We start from the raw sequence: 12,115 nt of genomic DNA, 5'->3' as shown, positions 1-12,115 counted from the left end.
GCTTACAAGAATAAGAGACATCCCTTGCGCTTAGAACCCACAGAAATGTGGTGAATAAATCAAGTGAAACCTTTTAGTACTTCGTGAAGTCTAAGAGATATAGCGGTTAAGCTCGGGCGTGGTTGCTTGGCGTTCAGTCCTGAATGCGGTGGCAATAGAGGGGAGAGAGTGTAACGTGGGATTATTCGATGATGATTTCTATTCAACCAAGGTGTCGCGGCGCAGAAACGGCAAATCTAAACCATCCGGTGGATATGCTGACGGCAAGTGGGCGGTCCGCAAATCCAGGCGTTCCCTGGCAACCTGGCAGATATCGCTGATCAGCTCTGTATGCAGTGCTGTTGTGGCTGTGCTGCTGTTCAGTCTGGTAACAGGACAGTTCGCCCAGGAGAAATCCCTGGCTCCGGTAGTTATTGATAAAGTGGCTGTGAGCAGCTCCGATCCGTTCGACCGGATTATTCAGGCTGCCGCACATGTCCGCCCTGCGGTAGTGAGCATCATTAACCATAAGGAAGACAACAAAGAACTCAATATTCTCGATGAATCGGCATTAGGCTCGGGAGTTATCTATAAGAAGGATGATAATAAGGCATTTATCATTACCAACAATCATGTCATTGAGGGTGCCGGCAAGCTGGAGGTTGTTACAGTAGACGGCAAGACGCACAAAGCGGAGCTGGTAGGCGCCGATAAGGTGAGCGACATCGCAGTGCTCTCCATTAGTGACAAGGGTATTAACACGATTGCGGAGATCGGCGATTCCTCCAAGCTGCGCCTGGGCGAGACGGTGATTGCTATCGGCAATCCGCTGGGGCTTGGCGATACGCTGACTTCAGGCATTGTAAGCTATACAGAGCGGACGATCCCTGTGTCACTGAATCAGGATGGTGTGTACGACTGGGAGCAGGAGGTTATCCAGACCGACGCGGCCATCAATGAAGGCAACAGCGGAGGTGCGCTGGTGGATCTGGACGGCAAGGTTATCGGTATTAATACGATGAAGATCTCCGATACGGGCGTGGAGGGACTGGGCTTCGCTATTCCCGCCAACCATGTGGTGGATACAGCCAATGAACTTACAGCCAAAGGGCGGATTGCCCGTTCTTACCTGGGAGTGTATTCTGTTGATTTGAATAATCCCTATGTGCCGCTGGCCGATGATCAGCGTAAGGAGCTTAATCTTCCGGCCATAGTAACCGACGGGGTTGTGGTCCTGGATGCCGTAGGCCCTGCTAAGGATGCAGGCCTGCAGCTTAACGATGTGATTACGAAGTTCAATGACAAACCGATTACCTCGACCCTGTCGCTGCGCAAATATCTGTACGATCATACCAAGATCGGAGATAAACTGGAAATCACCTTTTACCGCAATGGTGAAGTGAAGCAGACAACGGTTAAGCTTCTGGAGAAGCCCGAGGAATAAAACTGGAAACAGCCGTATATAATAATGAGGCAGTAAAGATAACGGAAACGGTTCAAGCCGTCCTCTTAGCAAAATATAAGAGGATGGAGCCGTTTCAAGGCTGAAATCACGGGGTAAATGGTAGTATTGACTATAAATATTACTATTCAACCCAACTGGTAGCCCTTACATTGGGAAGAGGACCTAATAAGGGAAGAAACGGAGAAATTTAGGATAGAATAGCTTGCCTTTGTTAAAAAGGTGTGGTAACATGAAATTACTCATACAATTGATACCTTATTCTCCTATTGAAAAGGGCTGTCAACTGAAATACAACCTTTCTCAATGTGTGAATTTTTTCTTTGTCTGAAGATAAAAAGAACATATTAATTTAAATTTGTGGAGGTAACACACATGCAAACAGGTACAGTTAAATGGTTCAACGCAGAAAAAGGATTCGGTTTCATCGAAGTTGAAGGCGGAAGCGACGTATTCGTTCACTTCAGCGCAATCACTGGCGACGGCTTCAAAACTTTGGACGAAGGCCAACGCGTTGAATTCAACGTTGTTCAAGGCAACCGCGGACCACAAGCCGAAAACGTTGTAAAACTGTAATTAATAGAAGGTACCGTCCCCGCTTGTGAAAGTTGGGACGGTCTTTTTTTATCGTTACTGGCCTTGCAACATAAAGGAAGGAGGAACGGCAATGAACTACCGGAAGAAGCCTTTGGAGGAAGTACCAGAAGAAAATACCGCAATATGGGCATGCACCAACGATGAGTGTAATGGATGGATGAGGGATAATTTCGCATTTGAACATGCGCCTTCCTGCCGTCTCTGTCATTCCCCAATGGTTCGTAGCATGAAGATGCTGCCGCAATTGCTTAATTCAAATGGCGATCTCAAATCGCTTAAGAAGGGTACTTCGATTACCTAGACCAATGCCTTTATGAGCCAAGACAACTATAGATGCTATATATGAGAGTCGAAATGTAAGACGGTGAAACCGTCTTATTTTTTTTGCTTTCCAAGCGCAATATTGTGATATTTGTCACAAATTTATTGTTTTTTATGCCTAAACGGGGTGTATAATGTGATAATTATCACACTTTGAGTGATGGAAATTTGACAAAATAGACATAACGAATGGGGAGAAGGAAGGGGAGAAATATGGATACAGTCATGCTGTCACGTATACAATTTGCGTCGACGACAATTTTTCATTATTTCTTTGTGCCGGTATCAATCGGACTAGCGCTCTTAATTGCAATTATGGAGACTATGTACGTAAGAAAGGGCAATGAAGAGTACAAACGAATGGCGCAGTTCTGGGGGAAGCTGTTCCTCATTAACTTCGCAGTAGGCGTAGTGACAGGGATATTGCAGGAGTTCCAGTTCGGAATGAACTGGTCTGACTATTCGCGCTTCGTCGGTGATGTGTTTGGAGCGCCGCTGGCGATTGAAGCGCTGCTTGCGTTCTTTTTGGAGTCAACCTTTATCGGGATCTGGATCTTCGGCTGGGATAAGGTATCCAAGCGTGTCCATCTCTTCTCTATCTGGATGGTTGCACTCGGAACGATGCTGTCGGCATTCTGGATTCTGCTGGCTAACTCGTTCATGCAGCATCCGGTAGGCTTCGCCATCAATAACGGGCGGGCGGAAATGAATGATATCTTCGCACTGATAACAAACGGGCAGCTGCTGGTGGAGTTTCCGCATACGGTGCTTGCCGCATACGCTACAGGCGCATTCCTGGTAACGGGGATCAGTGCTTATAAGTTACTTAAGAAGCAAGACGTTCCTTTTTTCCGCAAATCCTTTGAAATCGCGGCAATTGTAGGTATTATTTCTTCCTTCGGCGTAGCTGTTGCGGGTCATGCGCAAGCTCAGTATCTCGTTGAGACCCAGCCGATGAAGATGGCGGCTTCCGAAGCATTATGGGGCGAGAGCGGTGATCCTGCACCCTGGACGATTTTTGCCAATATCGATGTAGATAACAAAACCAACAGCAATGAGATTCAGGTTCCTTATCTGCTGAGCTTCCTGTCCTACAGTAAATTCTCCGGTGAAGTAAAAGGGATGAATCAGCTGCAGGCGGAATATGAACAGGCTTATGGACCGGGAGATTATATCCCTCCTGTCAAAACAACGTTCTGGAGCTTCCGGATCATGGTTGCTGCCGGTACGCTGATGATCGTGCTTGGCGTGTACGCAATCTACCTCATGTGGCGCAAGAAGATGGATAAGCCGAACACCTGGTTCATGCGGTTTATGTTCTGGGGACTGCTGCTCCCGCCGATTGCCAACACTTCCGGCTGGATTATGACAGAGATCGGGCGGCAGCCATGGACTGTATTTGGACTTATGACTACGGAAGACAGTGTATCCCCTAATATTACCAGCGGACAGGTGCTGTTCTCAGTGATTTCATTCAACATTATCTATGCCGTTCTGGGTGCGGTGCTGATCGGCTTGTTCGTCAAAGTAATTAAAAAAGGTCCTTATGCTATGGATAACGAACACGGTGAATCCCACGATCCGTATAACAAGGAGGGCTAACCCATGTCACTTAATGAATTATGGTTTCTGCTGATTGCAGTGCTGTTCGTCGGGTTCTTCTTCCTGGAAGGCTTCGACTTCGGCGTAGGGATGGAGACGCAGATTCTGGCTAAGAATGATACAGAGCGCCGGATATTGATCAATTCGATCGGGCCGTTCTGGGATGCGAATGAGGTATGGCTGATTACGGGTGCGGGCGCGATGTTCGCCGCCTTCCCGCATTGGTATGCCACGCTGTTCAGCGGCTTCTATATTCCGTTTGTATTTGCCCTGCTGGCTCTGATTGCCCGCGGTGTCGCCTTCGAGTTCAGAGGCAAACGCGATTCCAAGGCTTGGCAGAAAACCTGGGATGTCTGCATCTTCTTCGGCAGCTTCCTGCCACCGTTTCTGCTCGCTGTGGTGTTTGCCAGCTTCATTAAAGGCCTGCCGATTGACAAGGATATGCAGATGTATGCCGGATTCTTCGATATCGTCAATGCTTATACGGTTGTAGCGGGAATTACGGTTGTTCTGCTGTGTCTGGTTCACGGACTGATGTTCACCACGCTGCGTACTCTTGGAGATCTTCAGGAACGGGCGCGCAAGCTGGCCCAGAAGCTGCTGATTCCGCTCGCGGCGCTGCTGGTGGCCTTCGTAGTTATGACATACACCATGACGGATATTTTCGACAAACGCGGAACATTGCTGTGGATTGTAGTCGTTCTGGGTGTTGTAGCTTATCTGCTGGCCGGATACTTCATGACTAAGAAGAAGGACGGCTATGCCTTCGGAATGACTGGAGCGGTAATGGCGCTGTCGGTGGCTTCGATCTTCATCGGGCTGTTCCCGCGGGTGATGATCAGCTCGCTGGATCAGGCATTCAACCTGACGATTACGAATGCAGCCTCCGGCCAATATTCGCTGAAGGTCATGACGATTGTGTCGCTGACGCTGCTGCCCTTCGTGCTGGGCTATCAGATCTGGAGTTATTTCATCTTCCACAAACGGGTTCACGAGAAGGAGCATCTTGAATACTAATGGATAAAAATTTGCTTGGGTACAAAGGAGTTAAGCCTGTCTTTCTGCTGGTCGGCTTCCTTACCCTGGTGCAAAGCTTCTCCATTCTTCTGCTGGCGAAGTCGCTGGCAGAAGTTGTCTCTGCGCTGTTTGCGGGAGAACCGCTGAAGGAACAAGGGGCTAGAGCGCTCTTGTTCCTTCTTGCATTTCTCGTGCGTCATGCCTGTGCCCTGCTGATGAGCCGGACGGCTTACCGCTTCGCTGAGGCGACCGGCAGCAGCATGCGGAGACAGATGATGGATAAGCTGTTCCAGCTTGGACCGAGGCTGGCTTACGACCGGGGAACGGGAAATGTGGTCACATTAGTGCTTGAAGGAGTAACCAAGTTCCGTACCTACCTGGAGCTGATTATTCCGCGAATGGTCGGTATGGCCGTAACGCCGGCATTGCTGCTGGTCTATGTGTACACCCAGGATACGTCCAGCGGTGTCATTCTTACCTTAACGATGCCCATCATTATTGTCTTCATGATTCTGATCGGTATGACGGCCCGCAAGCAAATGGACCGTCAGCTGAAGTCTTACCGCACTTTATCGAATCACTTCGTGGATTCGCTGCGTGGCCTGGAGACACTCAAATTCCTTGGGCGCAGCCGCAGCCACAGCGAGAGTATCGCCACTGTCAGCGACCGCTACCGCTCGGCGACGATGCGTACGCTGCGCGTGGCCTTCCTGTCATCCTTCGCCATGGACTTCTTCACGATGCTGTCCGTAGCATCGGTAGCCGTAAGCCTCGGTCTGCGGCTGGTCAATGAGCAGATGACGCTGGTTACCGGACTGACAATTCTGATTCTGGCTCCGGAATATTTCCTGCCGGTGCGGCTGGTGGGGGCGGATTTCCATGCGACACTGGATGGCAAGGAAGCCGGAGAAGCGATGAAGAGCATCATCGACCGTGAGACGGTGCAAGCGAAGCTGCTGGAGCCGGGAGAGCAGGGGGCGATGAAGGAGGATGGCGGACGGTTGCCGGGAACAATTTTCACGTGGAACAATGATAGCAGCCTGCGGCTGAACGCCGTTGGTGTGAAATATGAAGCTGAGGGAGCCGCTTCGCTGGAGGATGTGAACCTTGAATTCAGCGGATATGCCAAAATCGGCATAATAGGGGAGAGCGGAGCAGGCAAGTCTACACTCGTGGATATTCTGGGGGGCTTCCTTCATCCCACCGCCGGAACGATCCACATTAACGGGAACCGGGTCAGCGCGCTTACCGATGAGGAGTGGCGCAAGCAGACCGCCTATATTCCACAGCGTCCGTATATCTTCAGTGGTACGCTCGCAGACAATGTGCGGTTCTATTACCCGGAAGCCTCGAATGAGGCTGTAGCCGCCGCGTTGGAATCCGCAGGATTATCGAAGCTGGTGGCCTCGCTGCCTGAAGGCTTGAACGAAATGATTGGCGGCGGCGGCCGTTCGCTAAGCGGCGGGCAGGAGCAGCGTGTGGCCCTGGCCCGTGCCCTGCTGAGCAGCCGCCCCATTATGCTGCTGGATGAGCCGACGGCCCATCTGGACATTGAGACCGAATATGAGCTGAAGGAAACGATGCTGCCGCTGTTTGAGGGCAAGCTGGTGTTCCTGGCCACGCACCGTCTGCACTGGATGATCGACATGGATCTGATTATCGTTATGCAGCAGGGGCAGGTGGCTGAAATCGGCACACACAACGAGCTGACCGCGCGGAGGGGTGCCTATTATGAGCTTATTCAAGGTCAACTGGAGGGAATCCATTGAACCGTGAAGGATGGTTTGCTCCGTATTACTCCGCCTACTTCTGGCGGTTCGTGTTAATCATTCTGCTTGGCGCATTGACGATCTTCTCGGCTTCGTCGCTGATGTATACCTCGGGCTTCCTGATCTCGAAGGCGTCGATTCCGCCGGAAAATATTTTGATGATCTATGTGCCGATTGTCGGCGTGCGCACCTTCGGCACAAGCCGGGCCGTGATCCACTATGTGGAGCGGCTGGTGGGGCATGATACGATTCTGCGGATTCTCTCTAAAATGCGGGTCCGGCTCTACAACATTCTGGAGCCGCAGGCTTTGTTCCTGTCCTCGCGCTTCCGTACCGGCGATCTGCTCGGTATGCTGGCCGATGATATTGAATACTTGCAGAATGTATATCTCCGCACAGTCTTTCCGAGCATTATCGCGCTCCTGATCTATGCGGTTGCCGTTATTTCACTCGGTACGTTCGATCTGGCGTTCGCTCTGCTTATGGGCTTGTACATGCTGATCCTGGTGGTCGTATTGCCGCTGATCTCCCTGCTGTTCACCCAGAAGCGTCAGCGTCAGGTGAAGCAGGAGCGCAACCGGCTGTATCAAAAGCTGACTGATGCCGTGCTTGGCCTGGGCGACTGGGTCATCAGCGGACGGCAGAGCCAGTTCGTCGATACGTATGAGGCGGATGAGCAGAGCGTAGCCCGTACAGACGGTGCGCTGCGGCGCTGGGCGCGGCTGCGTATGTTCATCGCCCAAGCCGTGGTCGGCCTGGGCGTGCTGTCCCTGCTCTACTGGGCAGCCGGACAGTACGCTGACGGAGCGATTGCCGGAACGCTGATTGCCGCGTTCGTGCTGGTGGTCTTCCCGGTAGCGGATGCCTTCCTGCCCGTATCCGAGGCCGTGGAGAAAATTCCGCAATACCGGAATTCTCTGGAGCGCCTGGAGGGGGTGGAGACCTCAGCGGGAGATGTACCGCTGAGGGTGGAAGCTGCCGGGAATGCCGAAGCTGCAGCTCAGGCAGCCGCTGCCCTGCAGGCTGTCCAGGTCAGCGGACAGGTCCGTATTGAACTGAAGTCGGCGGGTTACCGCTATGCGGCGGGCCACGACTTATCAGTTCGGGGGCTGGATCTTACGCTGCCGCAGGGGCGGAAGATCGCTGTTATTGGCCGCAGCGGGGCCGGTAAATCGACACTGCTCAAGATGATACAAGGCGTGATTACGCCTACGGCCGGCTCCGTGACGATTAACGGAATTGACGCTGCGGCCTATGGTGAGCGGATTCCGCAGCTCATCGCGGTACTCAACCAGAGCCCGCATCTGTTCGACACTACGGTGGCGAACAACATCCGGCTCGGGGAACCGGGGGCTTCGGAGGCAGCGGTCCGGCAGGCGGCAGCCCTGGCGAAGCTGGATACGCTGATCTCTTCGCTGCCGGAGGGCTATGACACTCCGGTACGCGAGGCCGGGCAGCGCTTCTCCGGCGGGGAGCGCCAGCGGATCGCCCTGGCCCGTATTCTGCTGCAGAATACGCCGGTGGTTGTGCTGGATGAGCCAACGGTTGGCCTTGACCCGCGCACAGAGCGCGAGCTGCTGGCCACTATGTTCGAGGCGATGGCAGACAAGACGCTGATCTGGGTCACGCATCATCTGGTAGGCGCAGAGGAGATGGACGAGGTGATCTTCATGGAGAACGGGCAGGTGGAGATGCGCGGCACCCATGCCGAGCTGATGGAGAAGCAGCCGCGCTACCGCAGGCTATATGAGCTGGACCGGCCAAGCCGGTATCTGAAGGATACGCCTGGTAAATAAGAATAGGCGCGCATAGATTGAGCTTGGAAATAGTGAGCAAAGAAGCCCTTTCCACCCGGTTGCCGGGGAGAGAGGGCTTCTTTGCTGTATATACTGTCTCCGCTGGGGGAGTACCGGAAACGAAAGCGGGACGCTGCAGCCCCTTGGCAGATGAAAGTCCGGGCAGCATTCAATCGTTCTAATGGAAGGCAGTATTCCTTGAGCGGCCGTAACCGCTATATACCATACTGTTCCGACACCCAGTCTACGAACATGGCATAGTCTTTCTCCACCTGTCCGGCATAGCCGTAGGCCCACTCCGCAAGATAACGGGCAAAGGCCTCAGCATCCGCGCCCATGGCCTTCGCGATCTCATGCTCACTGTGATAGTCGAGAATACCCTTGTCGACGTCGGAGTCGGCGCGGGCATGGATTTTGGCGGTCAGGCTGCCCATCTGCCGGGTCACTGCGGTCCACTCATCCATATCTGCGAGGCTCCCAGGCTTCAGTCTTTTTTTGTACGGCGAACGTTCTCGGACATAGAACTCCCGGCCATCCATCGTCAGGAAGCCAAGGTAGGGATCAGCCTTATGATGCATGGCCTGCTGGGTCGCGGATACACGTTTGCCCTGATGGGCGAACGCTTGCCAGAAGGAGTCTGAATACGGCAGAAAATAGGCAGGAACGGGAACGCGGACTTCTTTGGCCTCCAGGACGGTGTCGTCGGTCCCTGCCTGCTCCATGCCGCCCTCAATAAGAATATAATAGCGGTTCAGTCCGATGGAGGCCGTCCCCGAGCCGCGTTTGACCGCGATGTCCTTGATCCGGAAATGCTCCTCATTCAGGCTGCGCGTAGTTACAGTCCGGGTATAGAAGCCCCAGGCCTGCTCCAGCTGTGCCTGCTCCGCAGCTCCGGGGATCAGCAGCTCCGAGGTCTCCAGGAACACTCTGCTGGTCTGCATCTGGGCGGTAACCTTCTCCAGGAAATGACTCTGGCGGCGCTTCTCCAGCTTACGGAGCAGCTTACGGACGGGTCCTCTGGCGGTATTCTCATCCACTACATAGCTCCCGGGCTGGTCTTTGTGGTCACAGAAACGGTGGATTTGCCGGTAATAAGCCTCCGTATAGCTGCGGATGAGCCCGCGCTGTTCATCCTGACCGTGGCCAAGGGACCTGGCGACAAGCGCAAGGCTGACGGCCATCCGCAGCAGATCATACAGATAGGACCCGACATACCCCTCGTCAAAATCATTCACATCATACACAATCGCCCCATCCTCACTGCGGAAGGCGCCGAAGTTCTCGAAATGCAGATCCCCTTGAATCCAGGTAGGCCGGCTGGGCGAGCTATGATAAGGAAAGTACTGCCTTGTTGTGTCAAAATAGAACAGATATGCGCTCCCCCGGTAGAAGGAAAAAGCGCTTTGTGCCATTTTGCTGTATTTCTCTCTTCTGTTATCAGGGGACAGGCCCATAATGCTGCCATCGAATTCGTCAAAAACAGAAATCAGCAGATCTCTGCGCAGCTTGGTACGTGTACGTATAACTCCTTCGGTGATCGACTGGTTGACCATATGGCGCTCCTCTCCTGTGAACCGGTGGAATCGTTCTTAACCGGAATGACTTACTCTGAAATCGTAAAGCATCTGGTATAGTTGATTATAGCTGTTATTTCCGTGGACTTCTAACTTGGCGGGCGTGATATACTGGAGGGGATTTTCTTGTAAGGATTCCTAAGAACGGGGTGGAAGCATGTGATTTCGAAACGGCTCCTGTGACTATAGATAAGGAGAGGTTAATCAATGGAATTAACATGGGATCTGAACCGGGTCTATCCCTCCTTCGAATCGGAGCAATTTCAGCAGGATCGTGTGCGGGCGGAGAGACTTGCCGGGGAGCTGAATAGATGGTCAGCCTTGCAGATGAATAACGGGCAGGCTGCGGCCGGTGTGATGGAAGAGTTCCTTAGACAATATAACGCATATCAACATATATACTTACGTCTGTTCAGCTACGCGGAATTAAGGTTCAGCGCGGACAGTGGCAACGTGGAAGCTGTTAATCTCATGGACGAGCTGGAGGAGGCCGGCTATGGTGCAGGTGAAGCTCTGGTCAGCTTCAGCAAATGGCTGGGCAGGGTAAGTGCGGATGAGCTGGACCGGAGCATCCGCTCCAGCAGCTATCTGGAGCAGCACGGCTTCTATCTGCGCGGACTGCGAAGTCAGTCACAGCATTTGCTCAGCGAGGAAGGGGAAGCGGTCTTAGCCCGGATGCAGGCAACCGGCTCCAAGGCGTGGGAGCGGCTGTACATGCGGACGTTGTCAACACTGCGGGCAGATGTGGAACTGGACGGGGTAACCCGGAGTTATACACTTGCCGAGCTGCGGAATCTCGTCTATGACCCTGATCCTGCGGTACGGCAGGCGGCGGCTGAAGCCGAGCAGGAAGCCTGCCGCAGTGTAGCAGAGCAGAGTGCAGCCTGTATTAATGCCGTAAGCGGTGAGGCAGCGGCAGTCTACGGACTGAGAGGATATGCTTCACCGCTGCATAAGGTGCTGGACGCCTCGCGGATGGATCAGGAGACGCTGGATGTAATGCTGCAGGCCATCCGGGAGAGCCTGCCGGTCTTTCAGCGGTATTACGCCCGGAAGGCGGAACGTCTGGGGTATGCGGCGGGACAGCTGCCGTTTTGGGATGTTTTTGCCCCTGTTGGAGCGGCGGAGTCTTCGATGGGCCGGATTCCGTATGCTGAGGCCCAGGCGATGATTATCGCGGGCTTCAGCAGGTTCAGCCCGGCGCTTGGCGGGTTCGCCCGCAAGGTGTTCGAACAGCGCTGGATTGATGCCGAGCCGCGCAGCGGCAAAGGCAATTTCGGCATGTGCGTCGATATTGTCCCAATCGGGGAGAGCCGGATTATTACCAGCTTCCAAGGCTATTATATGGATGTGAGTGTGCTGGCCCACGAGATCGGACATGCCTACCACAGCAGCCGTCTCGCCGGGCACACGATGGTGAACATGGACTACCCGGTTCCTATTGCGGAGACGGCGTCGATTTTTTGCGAGAGTCTGATGACCTATGAACTGCTGATGTCTCTGCCTGCGGAAGAAGCGGATACGATGCTGGAACGGAGTCTCTCGGATGCGGGGTATTATATTGTAGACTTCTATGCCAGGTATTGCTTCGAGAGCGGGTTATATGCCTGCAGGTCATCCGGTCCCCTGTCCGTGGAAGAGTTGAACGATCTGATGCTGGAGTCGATGGTTGCCGCTTACGGGGAGAGTATACTGCCGGGCTCGGTTCATCCTTACCAGTGGATCAGCAAGGCCGGATATTATATGGCAGGCAATGAGTTCCTGAACTTCCCGTATTCCTTCGGGCTCTTGTTCTCCAAGGGGCTGTATGCCCAGTACAAGAAGCAGGGTAAAGTGTTCGTGAACCGCTATGAGCAGTTCCTCTCAGCGACCAGTACCCGGAGTATCGCAGACGCCGCGAAGCTGATGGATATTGATGTGCATTCCCTGGCCTTCTGGCAGGAAGCGCTTGGTTTCATTGCCGGGGATGTCGATAAGTTCACGGGACGGGGATAAGGC

Annotated in this window: 9 protein-coding genes; 8 read left to right on the top strand and 1 reads right to left on the bottom strand. The window is 53.4% G+C overall.

Features of this window, described 5'->3' with window-relative positions; translation table 11 throughout:
• Positions 1 to 175 precede the first annotated feature (175 nt).
• The 7 genes from HQN87_RS14980 (at position 176) to cydC (ending at position 8,543) form a co-directional block, all read left to right on the top strand.
• On the top strand, positions 176 to 1,423 hold the full coding sequence (locus HQN87_RS14980; RefSeq protein WP_173134617.1) for a S1C family serine protease: 1,248 nt from the start codon (positions 176 to 178) through the stop codon (positions 1,421 to 1,423).
• A 393-nt stretch (positions 1,424 to 1,816) separates the two neighbouring features.
• Entirely contained in the window at positions 1,817 to 2,017 is a 201-nt protein-coding gene (locus HQN87_RS14975; protein WP_019914582.1) for a cold-shock protein, read from the top strand.
• A 91-nt stretch (positions 2,018 to 2,108) separates the two neighbouring features.
• Positions 2,109 to 2,339, top strand: a complete 231-nt coding sequence (locus HQN87_RS14970; RefSeq protein WP_173134614.1) for a cold-shock protein — start codon at positions 2,109 to 2,111, stop codon at positions 2,337 to 2,339.
• 233 nt (positions 2,340 to 2,572) lie between these two features.
• Entirely contained in the window at positions 2,573 to 3,961 is a 1,389-nt protein-coding gene (locus HQN87_RS14965; RefSeq protein ID WP_173134611.1) for a cytochrome ubiquinol oxidase subunit I, read from the top strand.
• A 3-nt stretch (positions 3,962 to 3,964) separates the two neighbouring features.
• Positions 3,965 to 4,978 carry a cytochrome d ubiquinol oxidase subunit II gene (gene cydB / locus HQN87_RS14960; RefSeq protein WP_173134608.1) on the top strand — a complete coding sequence of 338 codons (1,014 nt, stop codon included), beginning with the start codon at positions 3,965 to 3,967 and terminating at the stop codon, positions 4,976 to 4,978.
• The gene (gene cydD / locus HQN87_RS14955) at positions 4,978 to 6,747 is read left to right on the top strand and encodes a thiol reductant ABC exporter subunit CydD (protein WP_173134605.1); all 1,770 of its coding nucleotides are present in this window, start codon (positions 4,978 to 4,980) and stop codon (positions 6,745 to 6,747) included. The genes cydB and cydD overlap by 1 nt, the downstream gene beginning before the upstream one ends.
• Positions 6,744 to 8,543, top strand: a complete 1,800-nt coding sequence (gene cydC, locus HQN87_RS14950; protein ID WP_173134602.1) for a thiol reductant ABC exporter subunit CydC — start codon at positions 6,744 to 6,746, stop codon at positions 8,541 to 8,543. Before cydD ends, cydC begins: the two co-directional genes overlap by 4 nt.
• A gap of 215 nt (positions 8,544 to 8,758) precedes the next feature.
• Here the strand turns inward: cydC and HQN87_RS14945 are convergent, their stop codons facing one another.
• A complete protein-coding gene (locus tag HQN87_RS14945) occupies positions 8,759 to 10,096 on the bottom strand; it encodes a DUF2252 domain-containing protein (RefSeq protein ID WP_173134599.1) in 1,338 nt (445 codons plus the stop codon).
• A gap of 228 nt (positions 10,097 to 10,324) precedes the next feature.
• On the opposite strand from HQN87_RS14945, the gene HQN87_RS14940 reads away from it, so the two are divergent.
• Positions 10,325 to 12,112 carry a M3 family oligoendopeptidase gene (locus HQN87_RS14940; RefSeq protein WP_173134596.1) on the top strand — a complete coding sequence of 596 codons (1,788 nt, stop codon included), beginning with the start codon at positions 10,325 to 10,327 and terminating at the stop codon, positions 12,110 to 12,112.
• Positions 12,113 to 12,115 lie beyond the last annotated feature (3 nt).

The organism is Paenibacillus tritici, from assembly GCF_013204885.1.
In the GTDB taxonomy this organism is placed as follows: Bacteria; Bacillota; Bacilli; order Paenibacillales; family Paenibacillaceae; genus Paenibacillus_AQ; species Paenibacillus_AQ tritici.
The sequence above is the reverse complement of the archived record's forward strand: the minus strand, read 5'-3'. Positions and strand labels throughout refer to the sequence as shown.

Bases quoted from the DNA above. Each gene is read 5' to 3' on its own strand.
- HQN87_RS14975 (WP_019914582.1), top strand. From the start codon at position 1,817: ATGCAAACAGGTACAGTTAAATGGTTCAACGCAGAAAAAGGATTCGGT.
- HQN87_RS14970 (WP_173134614.1), top strand. From the start codon at position 2,109: ATGAACTACCGGAAGAAGCCTTTGGAGGAAGTACCAGAAGAAAATACC.
- HQN87_RS14965 (WP_173134611.1), top strand. From the start codon at position 2,573: ATGGATACAGTCATGCTGTCACGTATACAATTTGCGTCGACGACAATT.
- cydB (WP_173134608.1), top strand. From the start codon at position 3,965: ATGTCACTTAATGAATTATGGTTTCTGCTGATTGCAGTGCTGTTCGTC.
- cydD (WP_173134605.1), top strand. From the start codon at position 4,978: ATGGATAAAAATTTGCTTGGGTACAAAGGAGTTAAGCCTGTCTTTCTG.
- HQN87_RS14945 (WP_173134599.1), bottom strand. From the start codon at position 10,096: ATGGTCAACCAGTCGATCACCGAAGGAGTTATACGTACACGTACCAAG.
- HQN87_RS14940 (WP_173134596.1), top strand. From the start codon at position 10,325: ATGGAATTAACATGGGATCTGAACCGGGTCTATCCCTCCTTCGAATCG.